12 protein-coding genes and 2 pseudogenes are annotated in these 14954 nt (G+C 58.5%); 7 read left to right on the top strand and 7 right to left on the bottom strand.

The annotated features are described in order from the left end of the window. Nucleotides 1-34 precede the first annotated feature (34 nt). The 6 genes and pseudogenes from AC0V6Z_RS10335 to AC0V6Z_RS10310 form a co-directional block, all read right to left on the bottom strand. Nucleotides 35-985: an NAD(P)/FAD-dependent oxidoreductase gene (locus AC0V6Z_RS10335; RefSeq protein ID WP_472638419.1), complete on the bottom strand. Its 951-nt coding sequence runs from the start codon at nt 983-985 to the stop codon at nt 35-37. A 64-nt stretch (nt 986-1049) separates the two neighbouring features. Continuing rightward, nucleotides 1050-2036, bottom strand: a complete 987-nt coding sequence (egtD, locus tag AC0V6Z_RS10330) for an L-histidine N(alpha)-methyltransferase (protein ID WP_472638418.1) — start codon at nt 2034-2036, stop codon at nt 1050-1052. Between the two features lie 15 nt (nt 2037-2051). After that, nucleotides 2052-3277: pseudogene (egtB, locus tag AC0V6Z_RS10325) on the bottom strand (ergothioneine biosynthesis protein EgtB). Nucleotides 3278-3475: 198 nt separating this feature from the next. After that, nucleotides 3476-4522, bottom strand: coding sequence for a GGDEF domain-containing protein (locus AC0V6Z_RS10320; RefSeq protein WP_472638417.1), 1047 nt, complete (start codon nt 4520-4522; stop codon nt 3476-3478). Between the two features lie 196 nt (nt 4523-4718). Continuing rightward, entirely contained in the window at nt 4719-6092 is a 1374-nt protein-coding gene (locus tag AC0V6Z_RS10315; RefSeq protein WP_472640891.1) for a class II 3-deoxy-7-phosphoheptulonate synthase, read from the bottom strand. Between the two features lie 213 nt (nt 6093-6305). Continuing rightward, nucleotides 6306-9362, bottom strand: a complete 3057-nt coding sequence (locus tag AC0V6Z_RS10310) for a M16 family metallopeptidase (RefSeq protein ID WP_472638416.1) — start codon at nt 9360-9362, stop codon at nt 6306-6308. Between the two features lie 147 nt (nt 9363-9509). On the opposite strand from AC0V6Z_RS10310, the gene AC0V6Z_RS10305 reads away from it, so the two are divergent. The 7 genes and pseudogenes from AC0V6Z_RS10305 (at nt 9510) to AC0V6Z_RS10275 (ending at nt 14015) form a co-directional block, all read left to right on the top strand. Then, nucleotides 9510-10088 carry a NifU family protein gene (locus AC0V6Z_RS10305; RefSeq protein ID WP_472638415.1) on the top strand — a complete coding sequence of 193 codons (579 nt, stop codon included), beginning with the start codon at nt 9510-9512 and terminating at the stop codon, nt 10086-10088. A gap of 34 nt (nt 10089-10122) precedes the next feature. Then, nucleotides 10123-10731 (top strand): malonic semialdehyde reductase, encoded by a 609-nt coding sequence (locus AC0V6Z_RS10300; RefSeq protein WP_472638414.1) that lies wholly within the window; start codon nt 10123-10125, stop codon nt 10729-10731. A 67-nt stretch (nt 10732-10798) separates the two neighbouring features. Next, nucleotides 10799-11422 (top strand): tRNA (adenosine(37)-N6)-threonylcarbamoyltransferase complex dimerization subunit type 1 TsaB, encoded by a 624-nt coding sequence (gene tsaB / locus AC0V6Z_RS10295; RefSeq protein ID WP_472638413.1) that lies wholly within the window; start codon nt 10799-10801, stop codon nt 11420-11422. After that, complete coding sequence (locus AC0V6Z_RS10290) at nt 11419-11898, top strand: GNAT family N-acetyltransferase (protein ID WP_472638412.1); 480 nt, start codon at nt 11419-11421, stop codon at nt 11896-11898. Before tsaB ends, AC0V6Z_RS10290 begins: the two co-directional genes overlap by 4 nt. A gap of 129 nt (nt 11899-12027) precedes the next feature. After that, nucleotides 12028-12462, top strand: coding sequence for a Ros/MucR family transcriptional regulator (locus AC0V6Z_RS10285; RefSeq protein WP_472638411.1), 435 nt, complete (start codon nt 12028-12030; stop codon nt 12460-12462). Between the two features lie 219 nt (nt 12463-12681). Continuing rightward, nucleotides 12682-13104, top strand: coding sequence for a Fur family transcriptional regulator (locus AC0V6Z_RS10280; RefSeq protein ID WP_472638410.1), 423 nt, complete (start codon nt 12682-12684; stop codon nt 13102-13104). Between the two features lie 67 nt (nt 13105-13171). Further along, nucleotides 13172-14015: pseudogene (locus AC0V6Z_RS10275) on the top strand (lysophospholipid acyltransferase family protein). Nucleotides 14016-14045: 30 nt separating this feature from the next. Here AC0V6Z_RS10275 and AC0V6Z_RS10270 read toward each other — a convergent pair. Then, nucleotides 14046-14930: a LysR substrate-binding domain-containing protein gene (locus AC0V6Z_RS10270; RefSeq protein ID WP_472638409.1), complete on the bottom strand. Its 885-nt coding sequence runs from the start codon at nt 14928-14930 to the stop codon at nt 14046-14048. Nucleotides 14931-14954 lie beyond the last annotated feature (24 nt).

Here is a 14954-nt window from a genome sequence, read left to right as displayed (position 1 = left end):
TCCATGAACGAGCGCATGCGCGCGCCCTGCGCCTCTAGCTGAGCATCTTCGCCGCCAAGGCTCGCCCAGATAGAAACGCGCCCTCAACGCGCGGGCTGTGCAGATAATCTCCAGAGATGCCAATTCGTTTGTCCGCGTCATAGCGCGCTGGCTCACCCGCGACGGGCTGCGCCATCGCATAGAGCCAGCGGTGCGCGATCAAATGGATTGCTTTTGCAGGTGCAGCCCCGATCTGCGCGAAGAAATCAGCGAGCAAGATCTCGGCCACCTCCTCCTTAGGCAGGTCGAGCAATTCGCGGCTGCGCACCGGGTTGGCGTGCAGCACCCAGCATTCGCGCCCGGTTCTTTCGGGCTTTGCCGAATTGCGCGCGGCCCAGGAGATTCCCGCCGCCGGATCGCGCAAGCAGTCCGCCTCAATGGCTAGCTTTTGCTCAAACGCCGCCATCACGGCCCAGCACGGCGCGGATTGCACTTGCGATGCAGTCGTTGCCAGCTCTGGTGCCACCTCAGACAGCAGGACGCTCGCTTGCTCAGCCGGAACGGCGCACACAATCGCGTCTGCGACAAAGCTCTTGCCGTCTGCTTCCAGCTTCCAGCAGTGACCGTCGCGGTGCAGACGTTCAATCCGCATGCCCCACTCGACGCCAAACGCGTTGGCCATCGCGCGGATCGGGCCATTCATCCCCGGCGTACCGACAAAGGCATCGTCACCTGCTGCGGGCCAAGACGCGGCCACGCCCAGCTCCTGCCACTCGCGCACGGCCTCTTTGAAGGCGGCATCGCGTGCGGTGAAGAACTGCGCCCCGTGATCAAAGCCGACCGTTTCGCCAGCAATCTCTGCGCGTCTGGCGGCCATACGCCCACCGGGGCCGCGTCCCTTGTCAAAGATTATGACCTGCTTGCCCGCCGCCGCCAATTGCGCAGCGCAGCTAAGCCCAGCCATGCCAGCGCCAATGATTGCGACGGTTTCAATTGAATGTGCCATGGCGGGGTAACGCGCGGGCGCGCCTTTCGGTTTCGAAGGAAAAGAGGGGCTTGTTAGAAAGCGCTTAAGGGGCCGATTTTGGCGGCTTAGCCTCTGCCAGGATCAACGAGAAACGCTCCTCACTATCGAGCCAGCGCTGCTGCGGGTCCCATCCACTGGCCAGCAGTAGCATGTTCGCCGTGCGACGATTGAACTTATGGCTGTTTTCGGTGTGGATGGTCTCGCCCCGCGTCATCGCAAAACGGTTGCCTGATACCGTGAAAGATAGGTCGCTTTGCGCGACCAGATGCATTTCAATACGCGCAAAGTCATCGTTCCAGCGCGCCTCATGCGCGAAGGCTTGCGTTGGGATATCGCTGTCCAGCTCTCGGTTAATCCGGAGCAGCAAATTTAGGTTGAACTCCGCCGTCACCCCGGCGGCATCATCATAGGCATCGATCAAGACCCCGCGATCCTTGATCAGATCCATACCGATCAGCAGGCGCGCGCCCTCGCCCAATGTCTCACGCATATTGCGCAGCAGATCGACCGCCGTACGCGGCACCATATTGCCAATTGTCGAACCAGGAAAAAAGCCAAGCTTCGGCAGTCCAGAGACCGCATCAGGCAGTGCAACCTGCCGCATAAAGTCGGCCTCTACCGGGTGCACCGGCAAACCAGGAAATTTCGCCGCCAAATCAGCTGCCGCCGCGCGCAAAAAATCGCCCGAGATATCAAGCGGCACATAGGCGCTGGGCTCAATTGCGGAGAGCAGCAGAGGTGTTTTCACCGAGCTGCCTGAGCCAAATTCCACCACCGCGCGGCCCGGCCCGATCAGCTCAGCAAACTCTGCGCCTCGCCTTTGCAAGATCTCAGTCTCGGCGCGGGTCGGATAATATTCCGGGATCTGAGTAATGTCTTCGAACAATTGCGACCCGGCATCATCATACAGCCAGCGCGCAGAAATTGCCTTTTGCGGCTGCAACAGTCCGGCCAGAACATCGCTGCGAAACGCGGTATCGACCCCATCATCATCGCGGTTCACGAGCGCAATGCCTTCTTGAGAACTCATCAACTATCCTCAGTACTAAATATCTTTGGCAAGGCGCAGACCGGTAAACTGCCAGCGCTGATGCGGGTAGAAGAAATTGCGATAGGACGCGCGCGAATGACCCCGCACGGTCGCGCAGCTGGCGCCTTTCAGAACGAACTGACCGCTCATGAATTTGCCGTTGTATTCGCCGACCGCGCCGGTGGCGGGCGCAAAGCGCGGATACGGCAGATAGGCCGAACGCGTGAATTGCCAGCAATCACCGAACAGCGCCTCTCCGCCATACTGAGCCGGAGCATGGGCACCGTCCAGTTGGTTACCGGACGAGGCATCATGAGCAGGCGCGCTCCCCTCCCCATCCTGGCCGCGCGCAATCGCTTCCCATTCGAATTCCGTCGGCAGGCGCATATTCGCCCAACTGGCAAAGGCATCCGCCTCAAAATAGGAAATATGGGTGACCGGCGCATCCGGATCGCGCGACTGCCAGCCTTGATGGGTGAAATGCTCAGCCGCGCCGTCTCGATCCCGCCAATAGAGCGGAGCGGCGATGGCGTTCTCGTGCGCCCAGGCCCAGCCGTCTGAGAGCCACAAAGATGCGGCGGTGTAGCCGCCATCGGCGATAAACTCGTCCCACTGACGGTTTGTCACCAGGCGCCGCGACATAGCGAACGGCTCCAGCAATACGCGGTGTCTTGGCCCCTCATTGTCGAACACAAATCCGGCGCTCTCTTGGTGATCATGTCCGATCAGAGCAACGCCGCCGGGATGCTCATTCCAGCCTGCATCTGCCACGCCGCCTGCACCGCCAGCGGACATCGCGGCCTCTGGCGAACCATCCCACATCGCGGGCCCAAGCGGATTTTGGAACAGCGCATGTTTTATATCGGTCAGCAGCAATTCGATATGTTGCTGCTCATGCGCGATGCCCAACGCGACCAAATCGGCGTGCTTTGGATCAGCTATCAGCGGCTCCATCGCTTGGTCCACTGCGCGGCGCCAATCGCGGATTTCCTTTAGTGTGGGCCGCGACAAAGCGCCGCGAGAAAAGCGGGCAATCCGCTCCCCCTCCGCCTCATAATAAGAGTTGAACAGGAAAGGCCAGTTTTCGTTGTAGAGCGAGTAACCCGGCGCATAGTCACGCAGCAGGAAAGTCTCCCAGAACCAATTGGTGTGCGCCAAATGCCATTTCGCCGCAGCGAGGCGTCCTCCATCGACTGCACAGTCGCATCGGCATCCGACAGACGCTCGGTCACTGCCTCCATCAATGCCCGGGTGGAGCAATATTGCTCGACCAATGGCGGGCGAGCCTCAGCCTTGCGTAAATTCTGATCCGGCGATGTCAGCGACACGCGCGCCTCCCAAATTGCGAACGTTTCCAACCGCTCAGCAATGGCGCAATGCCCGAAACCTGTGAAAATTAAAAGGTGTGGGTCGCAACAATAGGTTGCAAGCTCTCTGGCTTAGGCCGCCATACGCACGCGGTTGCGCCCCGCGCCCTTCGCATCATACAGCGCCGTATCCGCACGGGCGAACAGTTTAAGCGGTGCGTCGCCAGAGATAAGGGTGGTGAAACCCACACTGACCGTTACCGGGGGCTTCTGACCAATCGCGGTACCCATGGAAATCGCCAGTCGCAAACGTTCGGAAATGATCCGCGTATAGGTATTGTCAGCGCCGGGGACGATCCAGACGAATTCCTCACCTCCGACCCGGCCAACAACATCGCCTTCACGCGCCTGTTCCATGGCGATTTTGGCCACTTCTTGCAGCACCCGATCACCATGCGGATGGCCATGAGTGTCGTTGACCAATTTAAAGTGATCAATGTCAAACAGGATCAGTGAAAGCGGCTGGCCGATCTTCTGAGAATGCACCACCTGTTGGTCGAGCACCGCCATCACCCGGCGACGATTGGCCAGCCCGGTAAGCGGATCGGTCTCTGCCAACTTTCGAGCAACGCTGGCCTCCTGCAGGGCAGACACACGTGACCGTTCCAGCTTGCGTTCGCGCTGAACCTGATCGGTCACGTCGCGGACCACGGCGACAACGCGCGCTACCTCGCCAGAGCCATTCTGGAGATTGCAGGCCTGAACCGAGATCGAGCGCGGCATGCCATCATAGCCGTGTATATCGTAGTACAGCTCGTAAGGGCCAATTTCTTTGCTGCGCGCAGCCACTTGGCCAACAAGATCGATGTCATTGGCGAACAATAGGGTTTCCGCGTCGCCATCGATGAATTCTTCATCCTTGGCCATGCCAAACAGCGCCCGCATGCCATCGGACCATTGTTGTACGCCATTCGCCGGATTATATTGCCAAATACCAAGATCAGCGATGCTTTCAGCCATGCGCACTGTCCGCAGGAGCTCGCTCATTCGCTCACCGCGATCGCGGGCAATGCGAGCGGCAAAGCGGGTTTCGCGGCGTGCATTCACGGTGGCTACGACGAACACCATCGCGACCACACCCAATAATATGCAGGCGGCAAGAAGCGCGTTATTTCCCACTTCCCCCGCTAGCATGCCAGCCCCGTGATGTGCCCTCGATCCATAAACGCGGGGGGTTAGCGGGTAAGGGTCAACCGCTTCGCTGTGGCAGCATCAGGATTTCCACGTAACCGGCGGCTCAGCACGCTTAGCGCGGCAAGCACAACTCTTGATACCTCGGCTGAACCGGCGAAAATCTGATCAGAATGGCAAGCGCCTACGCTGCGTTGGCTTGGCGCCCGACGATCTCTTGATTGAGCATTTCGGCGAGCAAGAATGCCAGCTCCAACGACTGCTCCGCATTTAGGCGCGGATCGCAATGCGTGTGATAGCGATCGCCCAAGCGCTCATCCGTGATTGCCACGGCGCCACCGACGCATTCGGTCACATCCTGACCCGTCATCTCAATATGGATACCGCCGGGATGCGTGCCCTCTGCGCGGTGTACGTCAAAGAAGCCCTTCACCTCGGTAAGGATGCGATCAAATGGCCGCGTTTTAAATCCGGTTTCAGACTTCACGACATTGCCGTGCATCGGATCACAGCTCCACACCACTGGGTGGCCTTCGCGCTCAACCGCGCGGACTAGCTTCGGCAGGCCTTCGGTAACCTTGTCGTGGCCAAAGCGAGAGATCAGCGTGATCCGGCCCGCTTCACGCGCCGGGTTCAAGATGTCGAGCAATTCAATAAGAGCATCAGGCTCTAGGCTCGGCCCGCATTTCATGCCCAGCGGATTGCCAATGCCGCGCGCAAATTCGATATGCGCGCTGCCCGGAAAACGGGTGCGGTCGCCAATCCACAGCATGTGCGCGCTGGTCGCAAACCATTGACCAGTCAGCGAATCTTGCCGAGTGAGCGCTTGCTCATACGGCAACAACAGGCCTTCGTGGCTGGTGTAAAAGCTGGTGCCCTGCAATTGCGGGACCGTTGCGGGATCAACCCCGCATGCCTCCATAAAATCGAGCGACTCGCCAATTCGGTCGGCCATCTGTGCGAACTTATCGGTCCACGGCGTACGCCCCATAAAGTCGAGCGTCCATTGGTGGACCTGGCGCAGGTTGGCATAGCCACCGCCCGCAAAGGCGCGCAGCAGGTTGAGCGTTGCCGCAGCCTGAGAATAGGCGCGCACCATACGGCCCGGATCATTGCGACGCTGGACCGGATCAAATTCGATCCCATTGATGTTGTCACCAAAATAGCTCGGCAAAGTCACATCGCCGACTGTCTCTGTGTCGGACGAGCGCGGCTTGGCAAACTGGCCCGCCATCCGCCCGACCTTGATCACAGGATGCTTGCTGGCGAAGGTCATCACCACCGCCATTTGTAGCAGTGCACGAAAGGTATCGCGGATGTTGTTCGGGTGAAACTCAGCAAAGCTTTCCGCGCAATCGCCGCCTTGCAGCAGGAACGCCTTTCCATTGGCAACGTCTGCCAAATCAGATTTTAGCGCGCGCGCCTCCCCAGCGAAAACAAGCGGCGGATAGGCCGCTAATGTCGCCTCTGCCTCAGCAAGCTCTGACAAATCCTCATACTTCGGCAAGTGCTTTGCTTCGTGGGATTTCCAGCTTTCAGGGGACCAATTGTTTGACACGTCGAATTCTTCTTCCAAAATTATGGCAAATGGCTTGGCCGTACTGCCTTGCACCCTCGCCTGTGCGGAGCGCCGTTACCGCCCCTTCATTACAGGTGTAAAGCCGCAATACCCCAGGCGGCAACATTATTTCACGTCGCTGTGATCGCTTCAACCGATTGGTCGGTGCTCGAATTCGGTCAAAAACTGCTCATAACGGCGGTCAACGACTGCCTATCGCCCGATCACCTCAGGGCGCGCAGCGGGTGCGACAACCGCCGCAGGAGCGCCCTCTCCTGCTGGCACTGGCAAAGCCACCGCAAGGTCGGTGCCCTCGGGGATTACAGCCAATCGCCACCCTGGCTGACGTCCAAAATATCGCCCAGCTAGCACTTGCATAACCTGCGGGGTGGTCTGCGAATAGTCATTGAGCAGGCTCGGCAGCAGAGCAATCCGGCGGCGATCGGTGGTCGCGCCTTCGAGCTGATAAAGCCAGAATGTGTTGCCGGTGGATGCACGGCTGAACAATTGTCGTAGCGGTTCGGTCACCCGGTCCAGCTCTTCAGTGGTCGGCGGCGTGTTTACGAGATCGCGCGCGATCTTATCCGCCTCGCTGAAGAACACCGGCACGTCTTGCGGCTGCAATTGCGCAAGGGCCGTGATCGTCCCGCCGCTCTCCAAATCGGTCGGCCAATTGGAAAGTATCTGCGGGGCATAGCTGGCGCCCGCGCGTTCGCGCATCGCCTCTAGCAAGCGGTTGTTGAAGACCTGAATCAGGATTTCAAGCTGGCGAGATTCGCGCAGTCTTTGGACGCCCGCACCGCTTGGCCAAGCGATCACGGCGGCTGCCTGGTTCTTGTCACCGCGGTGGTTGAGAACCGTCGTTTCGCCAGCGCCAGCTGGGAATTCTGGCACACGCGCGGCCACATCTGCGGGTACCGGATCACGTGCATCGAGCGCGCCAAAGGTGGTGCGCAAGGCCTCTACCGTCGCATCGCGATCGAATTCACCGAAAACCAAAACCTCAACCGGCCCTTGTGAAAGCAAAGGCTCCCACACCTCGCGGAAACCCTCCGGCGTAAGGTCAGCCAACGCATCAGGGGAAGGCGTGGCAAAGCGCGGATCGCGATTGGTGAGCAGATATTCGAGATCTCGGTTGATCACACCGTTAGGGCTGGTGGCAAAGGCGTTATACGCCAGCTGAGCCGCAGCGCGGGCGCGGATCACGGGGTCTTTATCCCAGCGCGGCATGCCCAGCTTTGCAGCGAACAGATAGAGTTGATCGGCCACATCGGCAGAGCGCGTGCGCGCGGTGAACGTGAACACCGCATCGTCGATTTGAAACTCAAAGCCAAGCTTGCGGCCTGTCGCCAGACGGTCCAGCTCTTCCTGACCCAATTCGCCCAGGCCCGATCCAACCAATGCGGTCGTACCCAATGCGGCATAGGGCGCGCTTTGCTCATCAAATGCACGGTAGCCTGCGCCAAAGCGAACTTTGACGACGACGCGCCCTGGCTCTGCATTGTTGGACCACAGCAGCGCGCGAACGCCATTATCAAAGTCGACTTGCTCAATGTCGAGTAAGCCAATCGGCGCGCGCGAAGCAATTGTGCCCGGCTCACCCACTGCGGGAAGCTCCTCAAACGACACAGTGCTGGCGGCCAAGCGCGAGCTGCCATCGCTGGTCGCGGCGCGTTCCAGCGCCACACGAACCGCACTCTCATCGGCTTCGCCAGCGGACGGCGTTACATAGATGCCGCGCACAACGTCACCTTGGAACAGCTTGCGGGTCGCGGCGAGCACTTCGTCAGACGTAAAGCGCGGCTTGGTCCCGCGAAACACATCCAGCACCACTTCCGGAGACGCCGTGGTCTCACGGATGTCGACCGCGTTGATCAACGTGTCGGCCAGGTTCGATCCGGCGATCACCGTGCGTTGTTCCACCTGATTGGCGAAGGCGATATCGAACTCAGAAACTTCGCGGTCGATCTCTTCCTGCGTTGGCCCGCTTTCCAGAGCATCGGCGATCACGCCGCGCACATCGGTCATCGCGGCATCCCAGTCTTCAGACAGCGGCGCAAATGTCACAAACGTAGCATCGGTCGATCGCGAGACATCGTCCTGCTGAACCTGCGCATAAAGATAGCTGCCGCCAGAGCGCGCACGCGATTCCAGCCGACGATTGATGATCGCTTGGGCAATCGCATCGATCATTAGCCCTTCATTATAGACGATGGTGTCTTTCACCTGTCGCCAAGGCCGCATCACAGCATAGGTCAGGCTGCGCGGCAGATCAGGCTCCACCATCACGCCGATCTCACCAATGGGGCCACTTTCGCTTTGCGTACTGGCCGCATCAGCTGGCGGCACGGGATCGCCGAAATCAGGCGCAACACCAGCCTCGCCGGTCCCTTCCCAATCGGCAAACCATTGCTCGATCAGGCCCGCCAAAATCTCTGGTGGGGCATCACCGACCACCACTATCACAGTGTTTTCCGGGCGATACCAACGGTCGTAGAAATCCTGGACGAAGGCTCCGTTCGCGCCGCGCAGCGTCTCTTCAGTGCCAATTGGTGTGCGAGTGGCCAAACGCTGTCCGGCAAACAGGACTGAGCGAGTGAACTCGCCCACACGCTCCGCCGCGCCGCCGCGCTCGCGCTTTTCCGCCAGCACAATCGGCAATTCCGCAGCGACATTCTCATCGCTCAAAACCGGTGATTTGATCATACCGGAGAGCAGCTTGAAACTCTCCGCCAGTTTCCCGCGGGTTACACCCGGCAAATCGAGCTTATAGGCAGTGTGCGTCGGGCTGGTCTCCGCATTGGCATCACTGCCAAAGGTCGCGCCCAGCCGTTGCCACGTTTCGATAGCCTTGGCCTGGCCCAGATATTTGCTCTCACGAAACAACAGGTGTTCCAGCAAGTGCGCATAACCTTGTTCGGAATCGCGCTCGTGCAAAGAGCCCGCATCGACCCGCACGCGGATCGACACCTGTCCGGGCGGCACGCCGTTCTTGCGCACAGCATAGCGTAGGCCATTGTCCATTTTGCCAAACAGCCATTCGCGGTCGACCGGAATGTTGCTGTCTTCATAGAGCCACGGGACTTCATCGGCGCCTTGCAGCTTTTTGGGCTGAGGGATGATCGGATCAGCGCTCGGCACGCTGATCGTAGCAGGCGGCGCTTCGCCAGAGCTGTTGGGCTCTATGTTTTGCGCCGTCGCTGGTAATGTCAAAGCCGCCGAAGCAGCAAGCAGGAAAAGGGCCTTTGGCGCCCGAAAAATCGCGTTCATCGGGAGAATATAGGCAAGCATGGTGTGAAGGGATAGTGAATGCTGCACAATAAGACGCGATTGTGCGTCATTTTGCGCGGTTTTATTATCGAGTTTGCGCGATTCCACGCCTTGTGACGGCGTCGCAGCCACCCTAAATACCACAACATGTTCATAGAAACCGAAACGACCCCGAACCCCGCCAGTCTCAAATTCCTGCCCGGTCGCACAGTGATGACCGCGGGAACACGCGAGTTTTCAAGCCCAGAGGCGGCAGAGGCCAGCCCGCTTGCCCAAGCGATCTTTGACACGGGCGAGACGATCAACGTGTTCTTCGGCAGCGATTTTATCACCGTCACGGCAGCTCCCGGCGCGAATTGGGGATCGCTGAAATCGCAAGTAGTGGCCATCCTGCTCGATCACTTTGTGTCGGAGGCGCCGCTGTTCAATGCCGCGACGGCTGGCGATATCTCGGTTCCCGTCGACGTGGAGCATGTGGTCGAAGAATCAGAAGAAGATGCAGAGATCATCGCCGCAATAAACGAACTGCTCGAAACCCGCGTTCGTCCAGCGGTTGCTGGCGATGGCGGTGATATCGCCTATCGCGGATTTAGTGACGGCGTTGTCTACCTCACGTTGCAAGGGGCCTGCGCAGGCTGCCCATCCAGCACCGCAACCCTAAAACAAGGGATCGAAGGTCTGCTGAAACACTATGTGCCTGAAGTGACCGAAGTGCGCGCAGCTTAAGCCAACCCTCTCCGCTCCCGACTGAAAGCCTCAAATGACCAAGCAATTTCACGGCACCGTGCTCAGCGATGACGCACTCGACCAACTGTTCGGCGAAGCCCGAAGCTATAACGATTGGCTAAAGAAGCCGGTTAGCGAAGCGCAGATCCATCAGATCCACGACCTGCTAAAAATGGCGCCAACCTCGGCCAATATGCATCCTGCGCGCTTCATCTGGTGTACCTCAGATGATGCAAAGTCGCGCCTCGCCAAACATGCGATGGATGATAACAAGCCAAAGGTCATCAACGCGCCTGCCTGCGTCATCATTGGCTATGACATCGACTTTCACGAGCACTTGCCAGAGCTGTTCCCGCACACTGATGCGAAAAGCTGGTTTGAAGGCGATGAGGCCGGACGGATCGACGGGGCAAAGCGCAATTCCGCTCTGCAGGGTGCCTACCTGATGCTGGCGGCCCGCGCGATTGGCCTTGATTGCGGGCCGATGTCTGGCGTTGATCTAGAAGGTGTGACGTCGGAGTTTTTCGCCAACAGCCCGCGCGTCAAAGCCGACTGGATTTGCTCGATCGGATATGGCGATCCGGAAAGCATCTTTGACCGCTCGCCGCGCCCCGACTTTGGCAAGTTCAACACAATTGTCTGACGCTTGCATTTGAGCCGTAATTTCTAAGACTTGCAGGCAGCGCAGCTCTAGGGCATCGCGCAATCCCATGCGCACCCTAGCGATAGAAACGGCCAGTGAAGCCTGCTCAATTGCCCTGTTTGACGGGGCAAAACTGCTCGCACACGAGCATGCTGTACTGGGACGCGGACATGCGGAGCGTCTGGTCCCAATGATTGCTGACCTGCCAAGCAAAGGCCGAGCGGAGCGTATTCTGGTCTCGCTTGGCCCAGGCAGTTTCACCGGTGTGCGTATTGGCATTGCCGCCGCCCGCGCGCTCGGTTTTGCGTGGGGCGCTAACGTGCTCGGCTATCCAACAATGGCGTTAATTGCAGTTCGCGCTTGGCAGCCCTCTCTTCGCGGTGTGACCGTGTGCATGAACGGCGGACACGGCGAGTGGTTTATCCAGAACTTTGCTCAAGGCGGAGGCTGCGACGAGGTTCGCTCGCTTGCACCCGAAGCCGCCAAACTCGCCTGCGAGCATGACGCGATTGTGGGCAACCGCGCCGAAGAACTCGCTGCGATGTTCTCTGACGGTAAGCGCGCCCTCAACCTGCTACCTGATGCCAGCAAGACGAGCCTGCTACATGAGACACAGCTGACCACGGACCTCTCGCCAATCTATGGCCGTGCACCTGATGCCAAACCACAAGCAGTGCGAGCGCCGCAATGAACGCGCCTACCTGCCTCATCGATCACATCATGACCGTTATGGAGGCGGCGTTTGACCCAGCTTACGGCGAGGCATGGAATCGCCGCCAGATCACCGATGCACTAACCTTGCCTAACACGCATGCTTTGCTGGTGGACCAGAATGGGACGATATTGGATGAAGGCGGAAGCGCGGGCGACCGGCGCCCTTGCGGCTTTGTCCTAACGCGCGCAGCCGCTGGCGAAGAGGAGCTGCTGCTGATCGCAGTGCATCCTGAAAATCGCGGCAGCGGCCTTGGCAAAATCCTGATTGAACAGCTCTTCAGAACCGCGCAAAACCGCGGTGCAGAGCGGATTTTTCTCGAAATGCGGCGGGGCAATCCGGCGGTACACCTATACAGCAAGCTTGGCTTTATACCGATCGGCGAGCGGCCCAAATACTACCGTATGACAAACGGAGAACGGGTCGACGCGATTACTTTCGGCTGCACAATCTAGTGCTGATCTGGAGGTTTCTCATCTTGATTTAGTTGCGAACAATCTATTCGATTGGTTGCAATGTAACAGGAGCTGGTTCATGTCGAATTTATCGGAAAAATCCGAACAAAAAAGAGATGAGGAACTCTAATGGAAGATCTAGAAATTGAGATGAAGGAAACTTTGATAACGCTGACCAGCGATATCGTGGCCGCTCATGTGAGCAATAATGACGTGTCGGTTGATGATGTGCCTTCGCTCATCACAAACGTATTTTCGGCCCTCTCGGGTCTTGGTGAACCAGATACACCAGAAGAAGTGCGCCCTGATCCAGCGGTATCAATTCGATCTTCGGTTAAGAAAGATCACATCGTTTGCCTCGATTGCGGCAAGAAGATGAAAATGCTTAAGCGGCACCTTTCGACAGAACACGATATGTCACCTGATGAATATCGGACGCGTTGGGAACTGCCGGGCGATTATCCGCTGGTGGCGCCTAACTATGCGGAAACACGCCGTGATCTGGCCAAGAAAATTGGTCTCGGCCGCAAGCCTGTAAAGGGACGTGGTCGGCGCAAGAAGTAATGATCCAAAAGCGGGCCTGGGTTGGACTACTCCGCCCTGGCCCGCTTGGTTTCCAATTGGGGCACGTCAAAGGTTATACCCGCCCTATCCCGGCCTGACTTGAGCAATCCGCCCGCCCACTTTAAAGCGGGTCCTAGCCGCGCGTATATCCGATAGGAAACGGCGCAAATAGCGGCTAACATAGCAATAACAGCGGCGGCACAGCTGGCGGAGTAACAAGTGCAGCAAAAGATCGACCTTGAACAATTATGCGCGGAAAAAGGGTTGCGCATCACCGAACAGCGTCGCGTCATCGCGCGCGTCCTTTCGGAAAGCGATGATCATCCCGATGTTGAATTGCTGCACCAACGCGCATCTGCGATTGACCCAAAGATATCAATTGCCACCGTCTACCGCACGGTAAGGCTGTTTGAAGAAGCTGGCATTCTTGACCGGCACGATTTTGGCGATGGCCGATCGCGCTATGAGCCTGTGCCAGAGGCGCATCATGACCATCTGATCGATGTAGAAACCGGCAAAGTGGTTGAGTTCGTTGATCCAGAAGTGGAATCGTTGCAACGCCAGATTGCCGAACGGTTGGGCTATCGCCTGGTTGACCACCGGATGGAGCTTTACGGGGTACGTCTCTCTCGTGACGACTAAACGCGAGACGCTCTATCGGGAGCGCCGCCTGGCCGCAATGCGCGGCGAAACCACACCGCTGTCACCAATGGGCTGGCTGCGGCTCACTTATCGAGCGATACTACTCGCCGCTCGGCCTGATTGTTTGCGTCCCACTGCATTACATTTGGCGCATCTTCGCATACGGCTCGCCCATTCCGATGTATTTTTTGCGCTACGCCGCCTGGGCATCAGGCGCCCGGGTGGAAGTGGTCGGCACGCATCTAAAACGCGATGTGTTTTACGTTGCAAACCACATGTCATGGCTCGACATTCTTTCCATGGCTGGGGCATGCGGAACGGCATTCGTAGCCAAGGCGGAATTGGCCGAAGCCCCTCTCGTGGGCTGGCTCGCATCGCTCAATCGAACCGTATTTGTAAAACGTGAACACCGCATGGGCGTGGCAGAGCAGATCAACGCTCTGAAAGAAGCCTTGTCGGACAATTGGGCGGTCACAGTTTTTCCCGAAGGCACGACCACGGATGGACAATCATTATTGCCTTTCAAGACAAGCATGCTGAGCGTGCTGGAGCCGCCGCCACCTGGAGTCATGGTGCAGCCTGTTTTGCTGGACTACGGCGAGGTTGCAGAGGAAATTGGCTGGATCGGCAATGAAACCGGCCTCAACAATGCCAAGCGCGTGCTGGCACGGCGCGGCACCTTCAAGCTGCGGCTCAATTTCCTGGAGCCGTTCAGTCCAGAGGATTATCGCGGGCGTAAGAAGATTGGTGCCGAGGCGCGGCGCCGCATTGAAGAAGCGCTACTGGAGACACTGGGCAAGCCGCTGCGCGATTTCCGCCATACTGTCGATCCAATCCGTTACGAAGCGCCAGAAGAGGCACAACGGATCGCCGAGGCGCAAGGCGAAAAGCCGACTGAGAAGGCAGACTAAACCGAACAACGCCGGCTGAAATACGCGCCCTTACAGGCCAGCGCGCACCAACCAATCGTGGAACAAACGCACCGGGCGAAGCTCCAGCGCCGTTGGCTTACACACAAACCAATAGCTGTACGGGCTTTCAACCTCGAGGCCGTAAAGATCGGTCAAGCGGCTGTCCGCCGCGCGGCGCAAGTGATCATCGTGCATGATCGCAACGCCTAGGCCCTGGGCGGCGGCTTCCAGCATAAGCTGACCGGAATCGTAATGATCGATGGCGGATGGATCCATATCTTCCATGCCCAGCGCTTTCTTCCACGCTTCGAAGCTCGCGGGCAGTTCGTTATGGATGAGGAAAGTCTGCTTCTCGAGCGCTTCCTGATCGACCTTTGTGCCAATCGTTGCAGCAAGTTCTTTGCTACAGATTGCATGCACCAAATTGTGGTCAAGCCGCACCGCATGCAGGCTGGTGTCCGGTCCGCGTGAGAGGATGATCGCCGCATCCAGAGTGTCGCCCACCCGGTCTTCCAAATGGGGCCCTGTGTCGATGTCGATGTGCAGCAAAGGGTGCCGCTTTCGCAGTTCACCGAGTCTTGGGAACAGGCGCTGGCTGCCAAACAGAGGCAGCACGCCGAGCCGCAAGCGCAGCAGCGAGATATTGTCGGACTGGCTTTCAACCGCGCGTGCCAGCGATTCAAGATGCGGGTTCACCGCCTCATAGAACGCCTGCCCCTCATCGGTCAGTTGCATCGATTGCCGCGCCCGTGTGAACAGTTTCTTGCCGACAAATTCTTCAAGATTGCTAATCCGCCGCGACAAAGCCGATGGGCTGAGCCCGATCTCTTCGGCGGCGGCACGGGCAGAACCAAGGCGTACAGTTCGCATGAAGGCTTCGAGTGCACGAAGTGGGGGTAGTCGGCGGGATGGCATGTCTAACTCCTTGTTATAAGGAGC

It is taken from the genome of Erythrobacter sp. SN6-5 (assembly GCF_057364945.1).
This window is presented reverse-complemented; position numbering and strand designations above follow the sequence as displayed.